This is a genomic window from Stenotrophomonas sp. ISL-67 (assembly GCF_018612915.1).
In the GTDB taxonomy this organism is placed as follows: domain Bacteria; phylum Pseudomonadota; class Gammaproteobacteria; order Xanthomonadales; family Xanthomonadaceae; genus Stenotrophomonas.
This window is the reverse complement of sequence record NZ_JAGGRL010000001.1, coordinates 341,710-363,474: the sequence shown is the minus strand read 5'-3', so window position 1 is coordinate 363,474 and position 21,765 is coordinate 341,710. Positions and strand designations below refer to the sequence as shown.

General features: G+C 65.3%; 18 protein-coding genes. 7 read left to right on the top strand and 11 right to left on the bottom strand.

The genetic code is table 11. The annotated features are described in order from the left end of the window. Window positions 1–73: 73 nt before the first annotated feature. Window positions 74–739 carry an HTH-type transcriptional repressor FabR gene (fabR, locus tag J7J08_RS01845; protein WP_214900963.1) on the top strand — a complete coding sequence of 222 codons (666 nt, stop codon included), beginning with the start codon at window positions 74–76 and terminating at the stop codon, window positions 737–739. Window positions 740–948: 209 nt separating this feature from the next. Here the strand turns inward: fabR and J7J08_RS01840 are convergent, their stop codons facing one another. Beyond that, window positions 949–1,491 carry a hypothetical protein gene (locus tag J7J08_RS01840; RefSeq protein WP_251006343.1) on the bottom strand — a complete coding sequence of 181 codons (543 nt, stop codon included), beginning with the start codon at window positions 1,489–1,491 and terminating at the stop codon, window positions 949–951. Window positions 1,492–1,690: 199 nt separating this feature from the next. Here J7J08_RS01840 and J7J08_RS01835 point away from each other — a divergent pair, with 199 nt between their 5' ends. Next, window positions 1,691–2,839, top strand: coding sequence for an MASE1 domain-containing protein (locus J7J08_RS01835; protein ID WP_214900961.1), 1,149 nt, complete (start codon window positions 1,691–1,693; stop codon window positions 2,837–2,839). A gap of 706 nt (window positions 2,840–3,545) precedes the next feature. Here J7J08_RS01835 and J7J08_RS01830 read toward each other — a convergent pair. From J7J08_RS01830 to J7J08_RS01810, 5 genes are all read right to left on the bottom strand, one after another. Then, complete coding sequence (locus J7J08_RS01830) at window positions 3,546–3,863, bottom strand: glycine zipper 2TM domain-containing protein (RefSeq protein ID WP_251006379.1); 318 nt, start codon at window positions 3,861–3,863, stop codon at window positions 3,546–3,548. A gap of 177 nt (window positions 3,864–4,040) precedes the next feature. After that, window positions 4,041–5,009, bottom strand: a complete 969-nt coding sequence (locus J7J08_RS01825) for a DUF1684 domain-containing protein (RefSeq protein ID WP_214900957.1) — start codon at window positions 5,007–5,009, stop codon at window positions 4,041–4,043. Window positions 5,010–5,014: 5 nt separating this feature from the next. Then, window positions 5,015–7,996 (bottom strand): TonB-dependent receptor, encoded by a 2,982-nt coding sequence (locus J7J08_RS01820; RefSeq protein ID WP_214900955.1) that lies wholly within the window; start codon window positions 7,994–7,996, stop codon window positions 5,015–5,017. After that, window positions 7,977–9,167 carry an OsmC family protein gene (locus J7J08_RS01815; RefSeq protein WP_214900949.1) on the bottom strand — a complete coding sequence of 397 codons (1,191 nt, stop codon included), beginning with the start codon at window positions 9,165–9,167 and terminating at the stop codon, window positions 7,977–7,979. The genes J7J08_RS01820 and J7J08_RS01815 overlap by 20 nt, the downstream gene beginning before the upstream one ends. Before the next feature lie 122 nt (window positions 9,168–9,289). Then, on the bottom strand, window positions 9,290–10,009 hold the full coding sequence (locus J7J08_RS01810; protein WP_214900947.1) for a hypothetical protein: 720 nt from the start codon (window positions 10,007–10,009) through the stop codon (window positions 9,290–9,292). A gap of 281 nt (window positions 10,010–10,290) precedes the next feature. Here J7J08_RS01810 and J7J08_RS01805 point away from each other — a divergent pair, with 281 nt between their 5' ends. The 4 genes from J7J08_RS01805 (at window position 10,291) to katG (ending at window position 16,767) form a co-directional block, all read left to right on the top strand. Next, complete coding sequence (locus tag J7J08_RS01805; RefSeq protein WP_214900945.1) at window positions 10,291–10,695, top strand: barstar family protein; 405 nt, start codon at window positions 10,291–10,293, stop codon at window positions 10,693–10,695. Window positions 10,696–11,025: 330 nt separating this feature from the next. After that, complete coding sequence (gene mutS / locus J7J08_RS01800) at window positions 11,026–13,581, top strand: DNA mismatch repair protein MutS (protein WP_214901581.1); 2,556 nt, start codon at window positions 11,026–11,028, stop codon at window positions 13,579–13,581. Window positions 13,582–13,747: 166 nt separating this feature from the next. Continuing rightward, window positions 13,748–14,353, top strand: coding sequence for a DUF937 domain-containing protein (locus J7J08_RS01795; protein WP_214901579.1), 606 nt, complete (start codon window positions 13,748–13,750; stop codon window positions 14,351–14,353). A 176-nt stretch (window positions 14,354–14,529) separates the two neighbouring features. Then, complete coding sequence (gene katG / locus J7J08_RS01790) at window positions 14,530–16,767, top strand: catalase/peroxidase HPI (RefSeq protein WP_214900943.1); 2,238 nt, start codon at window positions 14,530–14,532, stop codon at window positions 16,765–16,767. A gap of 139 nt (window positions 16,768–16,906) precedes the next feature. Here katG and J7J08_RS01785 read toward each other — a convergent pair whose 3' ends face one another. Next, window positions 16,907–17,317, bottom strand: coding sequence for an RNA-binding S4 domain-containing protein (locus J7J08_RS01785; RefSeq protein WP_214900941.1), 411 nt, complete (start codon window positions 17,315–17,317; stop codon window positions 16,907–16,909). Between the two features lie 367 nt (window positions 17,318–17,684). Between J7J08_RS01785 and J7J08_RS01780 the strand changes: the two genes are divergently transcribed. Beyond that, a complete protein-coding gene (locus tag J7J08_RS01780) occupies window positions 17,685–19,151 on the top strand; it encodes an MATE family efflux transporter (RefSeq protein ID WP_214900940.1) in 1,467 nt (488 codons plus the stop codon). Window positions 19,152–19,343: 192 nt separating this feature from the next. Here J7J08_RS01780 and rplS read toward each other — a convergent pair whose 3' ends face one another. The 4 genes from rplS to rpsP all read right to left on the bottom strand — a co-directional run bounded on the left by rplS (window position 19,344) and on the right by rpsP (window position 21,544). Next, window positions 19,344–19,751, bottom strand: coding sequence for a 50S ribosomal protein L19 (gene rplS, locus J7J08_RS01775; RefSeq protein WP_068850284.1), 408 nt, complete (start codon window positions 19,749–19,751; stop codon window positions 19,344–19,346). A gap of 221 nt (window positions 19,752–19,972) precedes the next feature. After that, a complete protein-coding gene (gene trmD, locus J7J08_RS01770; RefSeq protein WP_214900939.1) occupies window positions 19,973–20,725 on the bottom strand; it encodes a tRNA (guanosine(37)-N1)-methyltransferase TrmD in 753 nt (250 codons plus the stop codon). 3 nt (window positions 20,726–20,728) lie between these two features. Beyond that, window positions 20,729–21,241 (bottom strand): ribosome maturation factor RimM, encoded by a 513-nt coding sequence (rimM, locus tag J7J08_RS01765; protein ID WP_214900938.1) that lies wholly within the window; start codon window positions 21,239–21,241, stop codon window positions 20,729–20,731. 42 nt (window positions 21,242–21,283) lie between these two features. Further along, window positions 21,284–21,544 (bottom strand): 30S ribosomal protein S16, encoded by a 261-nt coding sequence (rpsP, locus tag J7J08_RS01760; RefSeq protein WP_068850278.1) that lies wholly within the window; start codon window positions 21,542–21,544, stop codon window positions 21,284–21,286. Window positions 21,545–21,765 lie beyond the last annotated feature (221 nt).

Here is a 21,765-nt window from a genome sequence, read left to right as displayed (position 1 = left end):
CATACAGGTGTGTATACACTTGTATATTGCCCAGACCGGCTATGATTCAGGGACTTGACCGTCTGGCCTCTGGATGACCCCGCCCGATTCGCACCTGACCGTCCACGACGACCCCCTGCCGGCCCGTAAGGCCTCGATTTCACGCGAGGATCTGCTGGCGGCCGCCCTGACCCTGATCGGCCCGCACCGCAGCGTGTCGACCCTGAGTCTGCGCGAGGTCGCCCGTGAAGCCGGCATCGCCCCGAACTCGTTCTATCGCCAGTTCCGCGACATGGACGAGCTGACCGTGGCCCTGATCGACCTGGCGGGCCGTTCGCTGCGTACCATCATCGGCGAGTCACGCCAGCGCGCGGCATCTTCGGACCGCAGCGTCATCCGCCTGTCGGTGGAAACGTTTTTCGAACAGCTGCGCGCTGACGACCGCCTGCTGCACGTGCTGCTGCGCGAAGGCAGCGCCGGCTCGGATGCGTTCAAGCAGGCCGTCGAGCGCGAACTGAACTACTTCGAAGAAGAACTCTGCGTGGATCTGATCCGGCTGGCCCATGCCGACAACGGCGCGCTGCTGCATGAGCCGCACCTGGTGGCCAAGGCAATCACGCGACTGGTCTTCGCCATGGGCGGCACGGCGCTGGACCAGCCGCCCGAACGCGACCCGGAAATGATCGAGCAGACCGCGCAGATGCTGCGCATGATCATCACCGGGGCGCGCACGATCGCGGGTTACCCGCCCACGCGCTGAAGAAAAAGGGCCGGCCCATGGCCATCATGCTGTTCACTTAAGCTGTAGAGCCGGGCCTTGCCCGGCTACGTTTAACGCGCAACGGCGGGACAGAGCCGACCACCCCGATCCCGGTAGCGCCGGCCGTTGGCCGGCCATGGGACTCTCCGGATACACGCATCAGCCAGAGTCACAGCACCAGCCTGCGATGTAGCCTTTCCATGCAGGACTCAGGGAAGCTCCACAGACCACATCGCCTCATCTCCAACGCCATAACGCAGGATCAAGAAATCCTGATGCCTGTACACCACAGCGCTGTCAGCGCCCTCAGGTGCAGGCTCACGTCGCGATGGGACAGATGCGCGTACCCGCATGTCGCCAGCAGGCAACGCCCAGTACGAACCGCCCGCTCGACCAACGATAAGGTGAACTCGACCGGAGAGGTCATTCACCTGGTAGTACGAGATTCCATCGCGTTCAAACCCGTATACCTGCCAGTTTGGATCCTGGCTCACGTCGCTTGCCATCGGGTAAGACTGTCCCAGTCCGTGGGATGCCAGCTCCACTCCATGGTGGTCGCTCAATTGAGCCTTGGCCGACATCGGCGCCATGGCGAGAAGCAGCACGGGAGCCACGCTGCAGACGGACAAGAACCTCACTTCGACCTCCAATTGGTGGCTGGCAACAGTGCCGCATGAATCGTAGTGGGGGCAGCCGACAGTTTCGCTGAAAATTCTCTGATTCGGATGCGCGGCAGCAGCCAAAAACTCCATTGGCGCGCTTGAATTCAAGATGGGACGGACCTCACTAGTAACGCGTGACATCCCGCAAGAACGCGCGAATTCTGCAAGTCTCGTATCTTTCCTATAATTCGAAACAGCCATTGCATCGCGGTAATTTCACCGATACCGTCCGGCCCCGACGCATACCTGCATTGTCAGGGTGTCGTCTTCGGCAAAATCGGAGAAACGCATGCAAACGGAATGGCTGAAGACCGGGCTGCACCTGAACTTCCGCATTCGTCCCATCGGACTGGCCGTCGCCCTTCTTTATGCGTTCGCGTACTGGGCAGCACGCGAGGTGTCGATGGATCAGTTCTATCTGCCAGCCGGTGTCCGGGTGGCAGCGCTCCTGCTCACTCCGCTGCGGCTCTGGCCTTATCTGCTCCTCGGCGAATATTGTTACTTCGCATTTTCGCGATATCCCATGATCGCCCGCTATGGATGGACATGGTTCGTAGTCAGCTCAGCCGTTTTGATGCCCGCCGTCATGTTCATCGCGCATCTCCATCGCCGATTCATGAGTTCCAGAGCAGGTGCCTGGCTCATCTGTGTTGCCGCAGCGTCAACCATCACGGTGACAACGCTGAACCTCGTGATCCCGTACCTGCTGTGGGCGACTCCTCCGGCCGCAGGTGTAGGGACGGACGCGGTCCGCTTCCTGGTAGGAGATTTCATCGGAATCCTCACAATCGCGCCGCTGGCGCTGCTTTGGACGAGGAGGAAGGAGGGATTCAGCTCCCGAACCGGGCTGATGGTGCCGACAGTGATCTGTCTCGTCTTGATGACCGTCGTCGGCTTCGCGGCGCTCTGGATCCCCGCTGCACCTGGCGCGGCCAAGACCAACATCCTGTTACTGCTCGCCCTGCCTGCCATCGCCTTGACCTGCATGCATGGCTGGAAGGGCGCAGCCATCAGCGTGCCCATCTGGAGCTTGATCGTGCGCCTGACCATGCCTGCGTCGGGTATGGCGGACTCCTTTGATCCAGCTGCTTTCTCGGCCCAGCAGAGTCTGGCGCTGGTTGGAATAGCGCTGCTGGCTGTCGGCGCATGCGTCTCGCACTATTACCAGGAGCTCAGAACCCACAAACATGAAAGGGAGCGGGCCCTTTCCCACTCCAGAGCGGCCCATGCCGCCACTGAGAAGGAGCTCCGCTCGCGAGCGTTGAACATACGACAGCTCAGCGATGGCTTCGATGCCTCACTCAGTGACGTCGCGGAATGGCTCAAGACCAAAGGGCACCTGATCTCGCAGGAGGACTCCTCAAGATCACCGTTCTGCACTCCCGCAAGTTCCGCGAGCAGATCACGATGGTCTACCCAACCTCGCTGGAACACGTAGGGCTCTACCTTGCCCTTCAGATCGGTGGAATCGATGAGTCATGGAAGGCGACAGATCGATTGGCACCGCACCGACTGATCGGCGATCCATGCAGATTGAGTGTCGGCCTGCAGCTGGCGGCCTATCGGACCATCATCGATGCAGTCTCCCTGCTCCTTGAGCGTGAGCCGGGTCAAATAAAGATTCGCGCGCGGTGCGGGCGTTCCGGGAGACGCAGGGGGATCGTCGTGTCGCTCGCAACACTGGACTCTCACCACAGCCTCTCCAGTGGCACCATGGTGGCAGCCATCGAGCGACTGTCCGGAAGGACAATGGCCTACGGGGGAACGACCCAATGTCGTCGCAATCGCATTCGAATCCTGTTACTGGAGCAAGTGACGGTTGAAGTTGGCTGCGAAAACCCGCCATATCCGGTTCTGTAGGTCACACGCCCTTGCTGGCGATCGTTTGCGGTGAGGAAAGCAGCGACGCATGGCGTCGCTCTACGGAGTCAGGGATACACCTGGCTGACTCCGCTTGGCGCTCAGATGCATGACGCTGCTCATTTGAGCTTCTGATCGATGGTTTGTGCCATTCGCTTCAGTCGCCGCGCCAATGAAAAACGGCGCTTACCCCATTAGGGTCAGCGCCGTTTTCTTAAGTGAACAGCATTACGGCCCATGGCCAGCCCTTTCATTCAGCTTCGTGCGCCTCACGCGCGTTCGCATCAACGGCGGTAGCACTGGCGCTCCACCACGCGGTCGCCGTTCTTGTTCTGCTGGTTGCCCTGGATCTGGCGACCGGCCGCACCGCCCGCTACCGCGCCCGCCACGGTGGCGATCTTCTTGCCGCTGCCGCCACCCACCTGGTTGCCGAGCAGGCCACCGACCACCGCGCCCGTAGCGGTACCGGCAATGCGGTTCGGGTCCCTGCTGTTGCGCTGCACTTCCACGTTCTTGCAGACCACCTTGGTACCGTCATTGAAGCGGCGCCCTTCGTCCTTCGGCCCGTAGGTCTGGGCGCTGGCGCTGAACACCGATGCCATCAGGGCAGCTGCACACAGCACGTTTCGGGTAGAGAGATTCATGGTTGGCTCCTGGCGTCATGACATGCGGCCAGTGTCGGCGCGGCGCTGGGAACCCCCTGTGAAAAACCGTGGATGTCACGTCAATGCCGGACGCTCCGTTCAGCCCGCAGCAATTGGAGCGGAACCGGCAGAGCGTCAGTGGTTGCCCCCCGCGTATTTCTTCTCCCCGGCAAGCACCGCCAACCGCACACGTTGACCGTCGGCATCCTGCAGGACCAAGCGGTTCTCCGGCGGCGGCAGCGGGCAGGTGGCAAACGCCGTATAGGCACAGGGCGGGTTGTGGGAGCGGTTGAAGTCCACGACGACCGTACCGTCCGCCGCGATGGGATCGGTGCGCAGGTAGCGGCCTACCCCGTAGGTGAGCCGGCCGGTGCTCTGGTCCTGGAACATCAGGTTCAAGCCTTTGGCCGGGTCGCCCAATGCTTCCAGCCGCCACTCGCGCCCGTCCCGGTCGAACACCACATACCCCGGATTGGGGTTGTCGGCGACCTCGCCGAGTACGTTCACGATCGGCAGGGTCTTGCCGGCCGGGTGCGGCACGAACCGTGCCTGCACACGCCAGCCTTCATCGGCCGGGAAGAAGTCCAGGCCCGCGAAGTCCCGCCGTGCCTGCGCGTCCGCGTGGCGCACGCGCAGGGCAAGGCGCTGACCACGCTTGATCGCGGTGATCTGGCCCCTGCCCTGGTCATAGGCCAGCTTTGTACCACCGCCGGCCCCCTCTGGATCCAGACGAACTTCGCCCTGTACCGGCTTGCCGTCAACGGTGACCGGCACGCCTGCGGCGACCTGGAAGTACAGGCCATCGGCGCGCTGCTCCACCTCGCCCAATCGATCCGGCGCGATGGACAGGCGGATGGCGTTCTCCGCGCCGCCCCCCACGCTGCGCTTGCCTGCTTCGATCCAGTGCAGCCCGATCAGGCTGGTCCAGCCATCAGGCTTGCTCAGGTCCGCGCTGCGTTGACGTACCCACTGCGTGTGTTCGTCCTGGAAATCCAGCGCCGCGGCCGCGGCCGCGGCTGGCACCCCGGTGGCCTTGTCCTGCGGACTGCACGCGGTGGCGAGCAGGGTAACCACGAACAGGGAAACGAATGCATGCGTCTTCATGGTGTTCACCAGTTCCTGGAAATGCCGAGGTGGAGGTAACGTCCGTAGGATTCGTGCAGCGCGCTCAGATAGCTGCCCGTGGCACTCAGCGGTGGCTCTTTGTCGAACAGGTTGCGGGCCCCCACTTCCACCGCGGTTCCACTCAGCCGCCCGCGGGTGAACTCCTTCTTTACCGACAGCGCCCCGCGCTGCGTGGAGCCGACCACGAACGGTGTGCGATCGGAGTAAGCGCCGGCGGTCACGCTGTCGATGTAGTCATCGCGCAGCCGCACCGTCCAGTCCTGCAGGTTCCAGATCAAGGTCGCGCTGGCCCGCCACTCCGGCTTCGCGCCGTTGATGCCCACCTCGTTGGCCGCCCCCAGGTCGGGTACGAGGATGTTCAGCTGCCCGCTGGCGATGGCCGCAGCCACCCGCTGCACCTCGGCAGGCTTCTGCTGGGTGTATTCCTTGAGCTGGCTGGCACTGACCAGCAACGAGAAATTGCCCCACGCCGTGTCCGGCAGGCGCCAGCCGACGTTGTAGTCCACGCCCGACGCGGTCAGCGGCCGGCGATTCTGGTAACGGTTGTAGACGTGCGTCACCACGCCCGCCGGTGCCAGGCCGGAGCCTTCGAACTGCGCGACATCCTCCGCCGTCACCGCCGCCCGCACCACGTTCGGGTTGCTGCTGCCTTCCACCACGCGCAGGTAAGCGTCGTACAGCAGTTCCTCGCCCATGGTGCTGATGGGGTTCTCCACCTGCACGCGCCACGCATCCACGCTCAGGCTGATCGCCCCGAGCCGTTCGGGCAGGAACTGCGGCTCGAACACCACGCCCCACGACGATTGCCGGGTGGTTTCCGGTTTGACGTCGTCGCCGTACGAGGTCACGGCGCTCACCGACGGTTTCACCGACGAACCGCTGCTGAAGGCATTCAAGCAGGCACTGTAATCGGGCTGTGCGCCCTTGGTAACCAACGCATGGCAGCGGACCGCATCGTTGTTGAAGCCAAAGCCATAGGTCGGCGGCGAGTTCACCAGCTCCAGTCCCGGCGCACGGAAGCCGCCGCTTACCGAGCCGCGCAACAGCACGCTGTCACTCACCTTCCAGGCCGCCGCCAGTTTCGGCTTGCCGACCTTGCCGGCATCGCTGTAATCCTCCCAGCGGCCCGCAATCTGCAGGTCCAGCGACTGCACCAGCGGAATACCCTGCGCCGGAGACACCAGCGGCACGGCGAATTCGATCAACGCCGATTTGACGTTGCGGCTGCCGCGCACATCCGGCCGCGGGCTGTGGGTGAAGAAGTTGCTGGCCGCGACCGTGCCGGTATACCAGTCGGTGTAGGGGTTGCTGCCATCGATGTTCTCGTCGCGATCATCTCTGCGGCTTTCATAGCGGTACTCCACCCCCGCCGCCATGCCGATGTCGCCGGCATACCAGGTCAGCAGGTCGGAGCGGTTCACCTTTAAGTCCCACAGCGCCAGTTCCGTCGTACCTTCGCGGGTCGCCTCGCCGATGAATGACGAGGTGTCGTAGGGCGTGGCATCCCCCACCCGGATGCTGGCGGGGTCGCCACCGCTGAACGGGTTGTAGGCACTGGCGTCGGTACGGTTTACCGCTTCGATGAAGGCATCGGTCAGGCCGCCCTGCTGCGTATCGGTGCTGCGCGCGCGTGAGTACAGCAACGCGGTTTCCCAGTTCCAGCCGCCCTCGGTCCAGCCACGCACGCCCAGCAGCACCCGCGACTGGTCGTTGTCCACCTTGACCCGGCGGATGCCGGAATCGGCGAACTGGTAATTGAGCAGCCGGATCGCATCGGCACCGCGCAGCGCTTCCGGAACCCAGTACGCGTCCGGGCGGATATGCAGCAGGAAGCCGTCACCACCGAAGCCAGACTCGCTGCTCACCCAGGATTCGGAAGTGGCACGGTAATAGCCCAGCTCACCAAATAGCTGCAGGTTGTCGTTGACGTCGAAGCGGCCAGTGGCAAACACATTGCCCTTGCGGATGGCCGGTGACGTGGTGATGCCCGGTTCGGCCGCCGAATCGTAGTGATAGCGCGTGGGCACCGTGCCGGAGGTCAACGCACCCGTGGCGGGATTGACGTACCAGCTGCCCGTGCGGCGACCGCCGGTATAGGTATCGAAATGCCCCCATGGCGTTCTGGTGCTGAAGCCAGTGGTCCCGTTCGGGTCCGACACGCTGGTGCCATCGCCCAGCGGGCGGCGGCCGTCGGTAGCGGTGAACCAGGCATCGGAGTTGAGCTGCGAGGTTCGCTTGGAGAACCCATACAGCACCGAGAGGTTGCCGCGACCCTCGCTGAAGTCGCTGCCGAAGTACCCGTCCAGCGATACCTCTTCGCGATGGCCATCGGCCACCTTGCCGTAGTTCAGGCGAACGCCGCCGCCATCTGCCAGGTTGCTCGGCATCACCAGGTCGACCACGCCGGCCACCGCATCGGAACCGTAGATGGAGGCGGCGCCGTCCAGCAGCAGGTTGACCCGCTCCAGGCCGAAGACCGGGATGGCGTTGGCGTTGTAGGTCGTGTCATCGCCGCTGTTGCTGATCGGGTGCTGCACGGTGCGGCGGCCATTGACCAGCAGCAGCGTGTACTTCGAGCCCAGGTTGCGCAGGTTGATGGAGCCAACGTCACCGCGTGCGACGTTGGAGTTCCGGCCTGCGTTGGTGGTGCCCTTTTCAGTAATGGCCACATCACCAAACTGAGGCAGGCTGCGGAACAGCTCGTTGCCGTTGGTGGCAAGGGTGGCATCGATCTGCTCGCGGTCCACCGCCACCACCGGCAGTGCCGCCTGCGCGCCGCCACCGGCGATCTGCGAGCCCAGCACCGAAACCTTGTCCAGCGTCCGTGCGTTGGAACCGGATGTCTGCGACGCCGCTGCAGCGGCCTCCTCCGCAGTCTCGGCGGCCTCCGCAGCCTCCCCGGCCGGCGCAAGCAGCGTGCACAGGGCAAGCGCCAGATGACTGCGCTTAGCGCGTAGCTTCCGCATATGCGCCTCGCACGATGCTGCCTTCCAGTTTCTGCTCGTCCTTCACCAGGTTGTATAGCGGGCAGGTCGCCTCGACCGACTGGCGCAGCGCGTCGATCTCCTGTTTCGAGGCCGGCGATTCAATCCGCACCTTGTAACGGATGTCGCTGTACCGCGCCGGCGAACGCACGTTGCTGCCGAAGCGTGGGCTCACCTGGCCATCAACGGTCAGCTCCAGCGAATCCAGCAGCACATTGCGCGAGGCTGCCTGCACTTCAAAGATGTGGGTCAGGCAGGTACCGGTCACGCCGAGCAGGTGTTCCTCCACCGTCGGGGCAAGGCCATGGCCGAGCAGTCCCGGCGCGCTGTCATGCAGCTGCTGGTGGTAACCGTCCTTGCCCAGGAACACCCGACGCAGCCCGGTACGCGGCTCGACGTGGGCGCGGGCAACCAGCGTTTCCGGCTCGGCCGGCTTGGCCTTGGCGGCGCCCGGCTTCACCTGCCTGGCCAGCACGGCCGGGCGTTTCTCCTCGGTGATGAAGTCACGCAGGCCCGGCGGCAACGTCGGATCGCGCTCGGCCGCGCTATGGATGTACTCCACATCGGCATGGCTGACCTGTTGCGGACGGGTGACCAGGTCGATGGCCGAAGAGTTCTCGTGCACCGCCCGCTTGAGTTCCTGCAGCTGCGCATCGGTGGCCGGGGAATCGATATAGGCCACATAGGAGAGATTGTTGGGGTAAGCGAGGGTTTCGCTCTTGCGCTCGGGAATGCTGGTGAACACCACGTCCAGGCCATCCAGCGGCACGCCCTGCACCGCCGCCTGCACGATGTATTCGTCGGCCACCGAGCTGGCCAGCGTACCCACCAGCGAATCCCAGGAACCGGCGCCAAGGTTGTAGCCGGCGTAATTGCGGCCGCTGTCGCTGATGTACTGGAACTCCCCGGTCGGCCCGATGCGCAGGCGGCGCACGCCGGAGCGGCTTTCGGCGGTGACCTTGGCATGGATGGCGGTGGGCGTGCCGGGTTTGGCCGACTGGGCCTGGATGGCCTCGCGCTTGGCGAACAGGTAGGTGCGCAGCGGCGAGGCCTGATCCTCAGCCGAGGAAACCAGCGGGGCCAGCAGCAGCATGGCGGACAATGCGGTGGTGCCGATTACCTTGAACGGCGTCGTGCAGCGTGCGATGGACATGGGCGAACGGCCTCCGGAGTAGTTCGTGAATAGAAGCCCACTCTTTCATGTCGCATCGCCGCATTTAAATAACCGTTGGCAATTCCCATATAGCAGTCGCTCGGCGATTCCGAAGCGGCCCACTAAACCGCCAACTGAAGGCGATTGGCGTGCACTCTGTTGAAACGGCAGACCGACTCAACGTGGGCCCTGGCGTCGGGAGACATCCACCCCAGGAGCTCGACCAACGCTCGATGCCTGGCATGCAGGTCTTGGAACTGGGAAATCGGGTGATGATGAAACACGCGATTGCGTAGCAGGCGCGCCGATTCCAATCGAACTCGGATCTTCTCGCGGGTTGCCCACGACTTGGGCACCCTGGGGAACACCGCACGCAACAATGCCGGCCATGGTCCTTCTCCCCGCTCGTAGCCGGCATGAAACATGCCGCACCAGAACCCGAAGCTGAGCTCGGCAATGACCCGATTGGCGTCCCGCGCGACACCGCGCTGCCTAAGCTCTGTTTTGGCCTCCTCAATCAGCCGCTGGTGCGATGCCTTGAGCCAGCCGTCCTCAAACCATTGGGAGGAATTGAAGTGCGCGGAAAATGCTTCGTGTACGCGATTGCGCAGCACCAGCTCCATCATATGCATGACGGGGTATGGCGCTTCACACAGCACCATGTTGATCCCGTGCCTGGACACTGCACCTACGAGATCCGCCGTGGAATGCACCGCGGCGTCGCCCGCCACGTGTTGCTGCTCCAACCCGAAGGCACCCAGCCGGGCATGCGACAGTGCGGAAGCCACCCCACCTGCGGTCTTCACATCTATAAGCGCTGCCCACTCTGGGTTGTTGAACACCGGTTCTGCATCCTCTATATTGCCGCCACACACCCCGGGCCGGCTCCTCTCCTCACATGCTGTAAGTGAGTGACGGGTTCCGGGGTTTTTTTTGCCTGTTTTTCGAGTCTACGAGCCAATGGAAGCGCGTGAGCAGGTTGGTCTCCATCCTGCGACCGCGTTCACGGCTGGCGTATGGATTTCGCGCTTTTCGGTCGTGCAAGTGGGATGGATGCGTCACCATCACTCATCGAGCAGCGCCGCTCTTGTCCCGTTGGCAAGGTGCATGGAGACACACAGGTATGACTACCCATGACTCACTCGTGCTGATGCTGGCCGGCAGCGCGATCAACGACATCCCCAGCTTCTACGCCGAGATCAACCGGGTCTTCATGGCCGACGAGGACTGGCAGCTCGGGCACAGCCTGGATGCGCTGGATGACATGTTGTACGGCGGCTATGGCGTGTTGGCCGGGCACGAAAGCGCAAAGGTGATCTGGCAGGACATGGAGCACACCCGCAGCGCGCTCGGTGTGGATGCGACCCGCGCATGGCTGCAGGGCAAGCTTGCAGGAAGTGGCAAGTTCAACGAGGCCAACATCGCGGCTCAGCTGAAGGCGCTGGACGCCGGCGAAGGCCAGACCTACTTCCAGATCGTCATGGAGATCTTCGCGGCCCATCTCCGGATCCAGCTGGAAGGTCGCTGAGCCCCCTGACTACAGGGCCCCGCCTGGTAGCGTCGATTCCCAAACGACTGCACGCAGACAATCAACACCCGGTGGCGCATGGGCCACGAACGGAGGCGCCTGTCCGTTCAAGGTCATGCGTCACCGGGCGTGGATTTACCATCGGCAGTCGTCTTGCGACCGCCCCTACCATTCAGTCGGCCAACCGTTTAGGTCGGCGCAACCGTTCAGTTCGGCGCAGGCGGCAGCCGCAGGTGCGGCCCTCCCCTACAATGTGGAGTCCGGCCTGCCCAGGGCCTCGCCACCGATGGACCCCGCGTGACCCAGAAGCCCGCTGAACACACCCCGCTGATGAAGCAGTTCTTCGCCGCCAAGTCCGGCTACCCGGACCTGCTGCTGTTCTTCCGCATGGGCGACTTCTACGAGCTGTTCTACGACGACGCGCGCAAGGCGGCGCGGCTGCTGGACATCACCCTGACCCAGCGCGGCAGCTCCGGCGGCGCGCCGATCCCCATGGCCGGGGTGCCGGTGCATGCCTACGAGGGTTACCTGGCGCGGCTGGTGGCGCTGGGCGAATCGGTGGCAATCTGCGAGCAGATCGGCGACCCGGCGCTGGCCAAGGGCCTGGTCGAGCGCAAGGTGGTGCGCATCGTCACCCCCGGCACCGTCACCGACGAGGCCCTGCTGGACGAGCGCCGCGATACCCTGCTGATGGCACTCTCACGTGGAAAGAACGGCTACGGCCTGGCCTGGGCCGATCTGGCCGGCGGCCGCTTCCTGGTCAATGAGGTGGATTCCGACGACGCGCTGGAAGCCGAACTGGCCCGCCTGGAGCCAGCTGAACTGCTGGTACCGGATGAAGAGAACTGGCCGGACTTCCTCAAGCACCGCAGCGGCATCCGTCGCCGCGCGCCGTGGCTGTTCGATGCCGACAGCGGCCGCCGCCAGCTGCTCGCCTTCTTCAAGCTGCATGACCTGAGCGGCTTCGGCATCGACGACAAGCCGCGCGCCACCGCCGCTGCCGGCGCACTGCTCGGGTATGTCGAAGAAACCCAGAAACAACGGTTGCCGCACCTGACCTCGATCTCCACCGAAACGGCGAGCGAGGCCATCGCGATGAACGCGGCCACCCGCCGCCATCTCGAGCTGGATACGCGCGTGGATGGCGATACCCGCAACACCCTGCTCGGCGTGCTCGATACCACCGTCACCCCGATGGGCGGGCGCCTGCTGCGCCGCTGGCTGCACCGCCCGCTGCGGTTGCGCGAGGTACTGGTGCAGCGCCATGACGCGGTGGCCACCCTGGTCGACCGTGGCGCCGATGGCGACGTGCGCGAGGCGTTCCGTGCGTTGGGTGACCTGGAGCGCATCCTCACCCGCGTGGCGCTGCGTTCGGCACGCCCGCGCGATTTCTCCACGCTGCGCGACGGCCTGGGCCTGCTGCCGGAGGTGCGCACGGTGCTGGCACCACTGGATTCGCCGCGCCTGGTCGCGCTGCGCGACGCGCTGGGCTCGCATGACGAATGCGCGCACCTGCTGGCCTCGGCCATCGCCCCTGCCCCGCCGATGAAGCTCAGCGACGGCGGCGTCATCGCCGAAGGTTACGACGCCGAACTGGATGAGCTGCGCCGGCTGTCCACCCATGCCGACCAGTTCCTGATCGACCTGGAGCAGCGCGAGCGCGCCAGCAGCGGCATCGCCACGCTCAAGGTCGGCTACAACCGCGTGCATGGCTACTACATCGAAATCAGCAAGGGCCAGAGTGAGAAGGCGCCGGTGCACTACACCCGCCGCCAGACCCTGACCAATGCCGAGCGCTACATCACCGAAGAACTGAAGTCGTTCGAAGACAAGGTACTGTCGGCGCGCGAACGTTCGCTGTCGCGCGAGAAGCTGCTGTACGAACAGCTGCTGGACACGCTGGCCGGCGAGCTGGAGCCGCTCAAGCAGTGTGCCGCCGCACTCAGCGAGCTGGACGTGCTGGCCGGCTTCGCCGAGCGCGCGCAGGCGCTGGACTGGGCCCGCCCGGAACTGGAAACCGCGCCGTGCCTGCGCATCGAGCGTGGCCGCCACCCGGTGGTGGAAGCCGTGCGCGAACAGCCGTTCGAACCCAACGACCTGGACCTGCATCCGGACCGCCGCATGCTGGTCATCACCGGCCCGAACATGGGCGGTAAATCCACCTACATGCGCCAGAACGCGCTGATCGTGCTACTGGCCCACATCGGCAGCTTCGTGCCGGCCAGCCGTGCGGTGATCGGCCCGATCGACCGCATCCTGACCCGCATCGGTGCCGGCGACGACCTGGCGCGCGGGCAGTCGACCTTCATGGTGGAGATGAGCGAGACCAGCTACATCCTGCACCACGCCACGGCGCAGTCGCTGGTGTTGATGGACGAGATCGGCCGCGGCACCTCCACCTACGACGGCCTGGCCCTGGCCGATGCGGTGGCGCGCCATCTGGCCCATGAGAACCGCTGCTACACGTTGTTCGCCACCCACTACTTCGAACTGACCGCGCTGGCCGATGAGCAGCACGAAGGCGGTCCCAGCGGCATCGCGAACGTGCACCTGGACGCGGTCGAACATGGCGAGGCGCTGGTATTCATGCACGCGGTGAAGGACGGCCCGGCCAACCGCAGCTTCGGCCTGCAGGTGGCGGCACTGGCCGGCCTGCCCCGGGCCACCGTGGCCCAGGCACGGCGGCGGCTGGCCGAGCTGGAGCAGCGCGGCGGTGAGACCGTGGCCGCCAGCATGGCCCCGCAGGCGCTGGATGCGCCGCAGCAGTTCGGGCTGTTCACTGCGCCCTCGAGCAAGGCCCAGGAGGCGCTGGCGGCGATCGACCCGGACGAGCTGACCCCGAAGCAGGCGCTGGAGGCGTTGTATCGGTTGAAGGCGCTGGTGTAACAGCACCGCCGTTCCGGTAGCGCCGGCCGTTGGCCAGCCCCAGGCAATCCGTGGGCCGGCCAACGGCCGGCGCTACCGGGCTTCACGTCTTCGCGTGAAGCCTTCGCATTCCCTTCGTATACGCGGCGTTATCCTCCGCCGGTCCCATCCCGGGTCGAAGGAGTCGATCGTGAATACCAATTCGCTCACCGCATCCCTGTTGTCACAGCTGCAGGGCACCGGCGTCCAGCAGGTCTCCCAGCAGCTCGGCCTGGACCAGAACCAGGCCACCCAGGCGGTCAGCGCCGCGCTGCCTTTGCTGATGGGCGCACTGGGCAGCAACGCCAGCCAGCCGCAGGGTGCGCAGTCGCTGCTCAATGCCCTCCAGAAGGACCACCTGGGCGGCGGGGGCGGTGGCGGCTTCGACCTTGGCGGCATCCTCGGCGCCGTACTGGGGGGGGGAGGCGGCGGCGCGGCCACCAACGGCGCTGGCATCCTGGGCCATGTCTTCGGCGGCCAGTCCGACCAGGCCGCCCAGGTGCTCGGTAACAAAACGGGGCTGGACAGCGGCCGCGCCAGCCAGTTGCTGGCGATCCTGGCGCCTATCGTCATGTCGTTCCTGGCCCAGCGGTTTGCCCAGCAGGGCAATGCCAACGAGCTCGGCCAAGCGCTCGGCGCCGAGGCCCCGCCTGCAGCCGCCGGCGGCATCGGGAGCCTGCTCAACGCGTTCGATCAGGATGGCGACCGCCAGTTCGGGCTTAGCGACGTGATGTCCATTCTCACCAAACGCTGACCCGCCCCAGGTCGCCGGTCCTATGGGGCCGGCGACACATCGATAGTCCATACCTATTGTTTCGGTTGATTCAATTGAATTTACCAAATGCCGACCGGCGCATAGGGTGGATGGGCTGCCCTCGCGCCCTCCGGCGAGGCCCATTCCACATTCGCCAGTCCACAGGTAACCGACCCATGAAAAGCGAAGCGAAGTGCCCGTTCAACCACGCCCTTGTCGGCGATGCCACCACCAACCGCGACTGGTGGCCCAACCAGCTCCGCGTGGACCTGCTCAACCAGCACTCCTCGCGTTCGCACCCCCTCGATGCCGGCTTTGACTATGCCGAGGCGTTCGCCAAGCTCGATTACGCCGCGCTCAAGGCTGATCTGAAGGCGTTGATGACCGATTCGCAGGACTGGTGGCCGGCCGACTTCGGCCACTACGGTGGCCTGTTCATCCGCATGGCCTGGCACAGCGCCGGCACCTACCGCATCGGCGACGGGCGCGGCGGCGGCGGCCGTGGCCAGCAGCGCTTCGCACCGCTCAACAGCTGGCCGGACAACGTCAGCCTGGACAAGGCGCGCCGGCTGCTGTGGCCGATCAAGCAGAAGTACGGCCAGGCCATTTCCTGGGCCGACCTGCTGATCCTCACCGGCAACGTCGCGCTGGAATCGATGGGCTTCAAGACGCTCGGCTTTGCCGGTGGTCGCCCCGATACGTGGGAACCGGACCAGGACGTGTACTGGGGCCGCGAGACCACCTGGCTGGGCGGCGATGTGCGTTACGCGCACGGCTCCGAAGGCGTGGTCGAAGACCATGGCGTGCTGGTGTCCGATGACAACGCCGACGGCGACATCCACTCGCGCAACCTGGAAAACCCGCTGGCCGCCGTGCAGATGGGCCTGATCTACGTGAACCCCGAAGGCCCGGATGGCAACCCGGACCCGATCAAGGCCGCCATAGACATCCGCGACACCTTCGGCCGCATGGCCATGGATGACGAGGAAACCGTGGCACTGATCGCCGGCGGCCACAGCTTCGGCAAGACCCATGGTGCCGGCCCGGCCGACAACGTCGACGTCGAGCCGGAAGCGGCGGGGCTGGAACACCAGGGCTTGGGCTGGGCCAACAAATTCCGCAGCGGCAAGGGCGGCGACACCATCACCAGCGGCCTGGAAGTGACGTGGACGCGCACCCCGGCGCAGTGGAGCCACGACTTCTTCCAGATCCTGTTCGGCAACGAGTGGGAACTGACCAAGAGCCCGGCCGGCGCGCACCAGTGGGTGGCCAAGAATGCCGAGGCGGTGATTCCCGACGCGCACGATCCGTCGAAAAAGCATCGCCCTACCATGCTCACCACCGATCTTTCGCTGCGCCTGGATCCTGCGTACGAAAAAATCTCGCGCAGGTTCCTGGACGACCCGCAGGCATTCGCCGATGCGTTCGCGCGTGCCTGGTTCAAGCTGACCCATCGCGACATGGGCCCGCGTGCACGCTACCTCGGCCCGGAAGTGCCGACCGAAACCTTCATCTGGCAGGACCCGGTGCCGGAAGCGCCGAAGACCGCGATCAGCGCGGGCGACGTGGCCGCACTGAAGCAGCAGATCGCAGCCGCCGGGTTGAGCGTGGCTGAACTGGTGTCCACCGCATGGGCGTCGGCCTCCACCTTCCGTGGCTCGGACAAGCGCGGTGGTGCCAACGGTGCACGCATCCGCCTGGCCCCGCAGAAGGACTGGGCGGTGAACCAGCCCAGGCAGCTTGCCAAGGTGCTGGCCGCACTGGAGAAGATCCAGAGCGGCTTCAAGGGCGATGGCGGCGCGCAGGTGTCGCTGGCCGATCTGATCGTGCTGGCCGGTGCGGTCGGCGTGGAGCAGGCGGCGAAGTCTGGTGGCCACACGGTCAGCGTGCCGTTCACCCCGGGCCGTACCGATGCCAGCCAGGAACAGACCGATGTGGAATCCTTCGCGGTGCTGGAGCCGTATGCCGATGGTTTCCGCAACTACGTGAAGGGCCGCTACAGCGTGCCGGCCGAAGCGCTGCTGATCGACAGGGCGCAGCTGTTGACCCTGACCGGGCCGGAATTGACCGCACTGGTCGGTGGCCTGCGCGTACTGGGCGCGAACGTGGACGGCAACACCCAGGGCGTGCTGACCGAACGCCCGGGCACGCTAAGCAACGACTTCTTCGTCAACCTGCTGGACATGGGCACGCAGTGGAAGGCCAACGGCGACGACTATGAAGGCAGTGACCGCAACGGCACCGGCAAGCGCTGGACCGGCAGCCGTGCCGATCTGGTGTTCGGTTCGAACTCGGTGCTGCGCGCGGTGGCCGAGGTGTATGCCAGTGCCGATGGCGAGAAGAAGTTCGTCAACGACTTCGTGGCCGCCTGGGCGCGGGTGATGGAGCTGGACCGGTACGACCTGCACCGGTGAGGCGGGCTCAGGAGGCGCACGACCAACGGTCGTGCGCTACCCGAGGGGATTTGGCTCGGTAGCGCCGGCCGTTGGCCGGCCTTGGGACCGCCTGGGCCGGCCAACGGCCGGCGCTACCGGGTGACGTCTCTTCTACGCATTACAACGCGTCGAGATCGCCCAACGCCTTGATCAACCGCCGCGCGCGTTTGTCTGGCCGGTGTTCCGGCGGCAGGTAGCCGTTCTTCATGGCGGCGCGCTGCGCCCGCTGCTCCGCCCGCCGCGCGCGTGATGCCTCGCTTTCTTCGTACAGCTGCTGCGCCACCGGCGCGGGGCCACGCAGGTCGCTCAGCCCGCGCACCTGTACGTCATACACCTCATCGCCTCGGCTGATCTGCAGTTGCTCACCCACGCGCACCGCACGCGAGGATTTCGGCCGCTGCCCGGCGACGTCCACCTTGCCGGTTTCCACGGCCTGCTTGGCCAGGCTGCGGGTTTTGAAGAAGCGTGCGGCCCACAGCCACACGTCCAGCCGCACGGCGGCGGCGACCAACGGTTGTGCTTCAGTCATGCGGGTGGTTCAGCTCCCCGGCTCTGCCGGTCGTCGGTTCAGCGGTTGCGGCGCCGACGGGTTGCCTCGGCAACCGGTGCCCCCGATCAGCACGGGTACCCCCGCATCCAGATCGCGGCGCTGGCTGCCGACCTGGCATTCCGGTCGGTCCATCGGCCGTACCTGCGCATCGCGCAGGCGGTCGTCTGTACTCGAACATGCGGGCAGGACGGCCGCAATCAAGAGTGCCGCAAGTGCGGGGATGAACCGGTCAGGGCCGGTTTCACGGGGCCGGCCAACGGCCGGCGCTACCAACGTGTGCATCGCGATATCCCGGTTACGGGGTTGGTGTTAGTGTGCCGCTCTCCGGGCTTGATCTCCAGAGCACATGGCCAAAGCGCCGCTTGACCTGACCACCGGCCCGATCGGGCGCAATCTGTTCCTGTTCGCCCTGCCGATCCTGGCAGGCAACATCGCCCAGTCGTTGAACGGCTCGGTGAATGCGGTGTGGGTGGGCCGCTTCCTGGGCGAGGCGGCGCTGACCGCCACCGCGAACGCCAACAACATCATGTTCTTCCTGATCGGGTCGGTGTTCGGCATCGGCATGGCCGCCACCATCCTGATCGGCCAGGCGATGGGCGCGCGCGATATCCCCCAGGCGCGGCGCGTGATGGGCACCAGTGCCACCTTCTTCATCGGGCTGTCGGTGGTGATCGCCATCGCCGGCTGGTGGCTGTCGCATCCGCTGCTGGCGGCGATGGGTACACCGGCGGCATCGCTGCCGCTGGCGGAGGCGTACCTGAAGGTGATCTTCCTGGCGATGCCGACGCTGTATGCGTTTGCCTTCCTCAGTTCGGCATTGCGCGGCGTGGGCGATTCACGCACGCCGTTCCGCTTCCTGCTGCTGTCGGTGGTGCTGGATATCGGCTTCAATCCGCTGCTGATCTTCGGCATCGGTCCGTTTCCGCAACTGGGCATTGCCGGCGCGGCGTGGGCCACGCTGATCGCGCAGACGCTGTCGCTGGCCGGCCTGCTCTGGTACATGCGCAACAAGCGCCACGTGCTGTGGCTGGGGCGCAAGGACATGCACCTGTTCAAGGTGGATCTGGAGATCCTGCGCGCGCTGGTGGTCAAGGGCGTACCGATGGGCCTGCAGATGGTGCTGATCTCGCTGTCGATGATCATGATGATGACCATGGTCAACAGCTACGGCACCGATACCGCAGCCGCCTACGGCGCCTCGCTGCAGTTGTGGACGTACGTGCAGATGCCGGCGATGGCGATCGGTGCGGCGTGTTCTTCGATGGCCGCGCAGAACGTGGGCGCGGGCAACTGGTCGCGCGTGCGGGGCACCGCGCGCAGCGGCGTGCTGTACAACTTCCTGCTCACCGGCGTGCTGATTGCGCCGCTGATCCTGCTTGACCGGTACACGCTGGCGCTGTTCCTGCCCAGCGGCAGCGAAGCGCTGGACGTGGCGCGCCATCTGAACCACATCGCGGTGTGGTCGTTCCTGTTCTTCGGCGTGAACTTCGTGATTTCCGGCGTAGTGCGCTCCACCGGCGCGGTGATTCCACCGCTGCTGATCCTGGCGGTATCGCTGTGGGGCATCCGCGTGCCGTTCGCCGAACTGCTGCAGAACCGGCTGGGGGCCGACGCGGTGTGGTGGAGTTTCCCGGTCAGCTCGTTCTGCGCGATGATCCTGTCGCTGGCGTATTACCGCTGGGGCGGCTGGCGCAAAGCACGGATGTTGCCGAGCCACCGCGAGGAGATGGCAGCCCCGGCGGAAATTCCGGCGGCGCCGCCCTCGCCGGTCGCCGACCCGGACCCGCGGGTTGCCGGGGTCGAACGCGGTTAGATGGCGTTGAAACGCGTCGGGCGACCGTAGATGGCTTTGACACGCATGGCGTGTCACTACGCAACCGTTGCGTACCGACCACCGCGTAGCGACACGCCATGCGTGTCCCACGGAATCCAAAACGCAAACGGCCACCCGAAGGTGGCCGTTTGCTGGGCAGGTACCGACCGTGGTCGGTACACCACTCCGGAATTACTGGGCAGCCTTGGCAGCCAGGCGCGCGGCCTTGGCCTGCGCAGCAGCAGCCAGATCTTCCTTGATGCGGGCAGCCTTGCCTTCCAGGCCACGCAGGTAGTACAGCTTGCCGGCGCGGACCTTACCACGACGCTTCACTTCGACCGAGTCGATGATGGCGCTGTGGGTCTGGAAGACGCGCTCGACGCCGTAGCCGTGCGAGATCTTGCGGACGGTGAACGCGGAGTTCAGGCCGGCGTTCTTGGTGCCGATCACGACGCCTTCGTACGCCTGGACGCGCTCGCGGTTGCCTTCCTTCACCTTCACGTTCACGACAATGGTGTCGCCCTGGCTGAACTTCGGCAGCTCGCGGGTGATCTGGGCGGATTCGAAGTCCGAGAGGATGGTTTTGTTCAGCTTGCTCATGGGTGCACCGATTGTGTTCGTTCGGGTGGTCGTGTCGTTTCGACAACGTAGGCTCATGCAGTCACCGGACTGTGCTGCACGTTTTTTGTAGGGTTTCCACCATCGGGCATGAAAAACCTGATGGGAATCCGCAATTCTAACCATTTTTCGGGACCGATACCACCCGGTAGCGCCGGCCGTTGGCCGGCCCAAGTGATCCGTGGGCCGGCCAACGGCCGGCGCTACCGGGGTGAATCGCCTTCATCCCGGGCTTGGGCCAACAACTGCTTGTCGGCCTTGGACAGGCTGGCCTCGTCGAGCAGGTCCGGGCGCCGCAGCCAGGTCCGCAGCAGCGACTGCTGGCGGCGCCAGCGGGCGATGGCCGCGTGGTTGCCAGAGCGCAGCACGTCCGGAACATCGCCCCATTCATGTTGCGCCGGCTGGCTGAAATGCGGGCAGTCCAGCAGCCCCTGCGGGCCCTCGAAACTGTCCTGGGCGGCCGATTCGGCGTCGTTCAAGGCGCCATCCTGCAGCCGGGTGACGGCATCAACGATCACCGCCGCGCCCAGCTCGCCGCCAGACAGGACGTAATCGCCAATCGAGATTTCCTCGGTGACTTCAGCCGCCAGGAAGCGCTCGTCCACGCCTTCATAGCGCCCGCACAACAGGATCATGCGCGGCAGTGCGGCCAGCTCCCGGGCCTTGGCCTGGGTCAGCGGCCGCCCCTGCGGGCTGAGGTAGATCACCGGCGCCGGCACCGGATCGGCCGCCTTGGCCGCCGCCAGGCAGGCACGCAGCGGCTCGATCAGCATCACCATGCCCGGGCCACCGCCGAACGGACGGTCGTCCACCCGGCGATAGTTGCCCTCGGCGTAGTCACGCGGATTCCAGCCATGCAGGTCGAGCAGGCCGCGTTCGGCCGCACGGCCGACCACGCCCAGCGCGGCCGACTGCGCCATGAATTCGGGGAACAGGGTGATGACGTCAATACGCATCGATCAGAACTCCGGGTCCCAATCAACGACGACCAGGTTGGCCTCGAAATCCACCGACTTCACGAAATCCGGCTGCACGAACGGAATCATCCGCTCACGGTCGCCCTGTACCACCACCACGTCGTTGGAGCCGGTCGAGAACAGGTGCGAAACCCGCCCCAGTTCGACGCCATCAACGGTACGCACCCGTAAACCTTCCAGGTCGACCCAGTAATACTCGTCGGCCTTCGGCGGCGGCAGTGCGCTGCGTGCTACATAGACTTCGGTCCCGTACATCGACTCGACCACGTCGCGGTCGGTGATATCGGGAAACACCGCTACCAGGTGCTTGCCGGACTGACGTCCGCGCGCGCCGGTGAGGGTGCTCTCCTGGCCGGCGGGCGAGCGCAGGATCCAGGGCTGATAGTTGAAGATGGCGGTACGCGGCTCGGTCCAGGACTCGAGCTTTATCTCGCCTCGCACACCAAAAGCGCCGACAATCCTGCCCAGCAGGATGCGGCGCTCGGTATCTTTCATCTGAATAGACCGGTGGGCCGCGTCAGGCGCGGCCCTTCAGGATCAGGCCGCAGCGGCCTGGGCCTTGGTCGCTTCCTTGTACAGGTTGCGAACCTTGTCGGTCAGCTGGGCGCCGTTGGCAACCCATGCGTCGACCTTCGGGATATCCAGCACGATGCGGGCTTCGGCGCCCTGGGCAACCGGGTTGTAGTAACCCACGCGCTCGATGTTGCGGCCGTCGCGCGCGCTGCGCGAGTCGGTCACGATGATGTGGTAGAACGGACGCTTCTTGGCGCCGCCGCGGGTCAGTCGAATCTTGACCATGGTGTTGCTTCCTCTATTGCCCAGTCGCCAGGATGGCGCGGTAAGCCGGCGATTATAGCGGCGGGGCCGGGGCATTCCAAGCCTGCTGGGGCGGATGAACCTGAATGGGCTGCTTGGCGCGCCTTGACGAAGTTGCGGACATCGCCTGGGCCGGCCAACGGCCGGCGCTACCGAGGGACGCACTGCCGGAATGCCGGAATGTCGGCGTGCCTGAACACCGG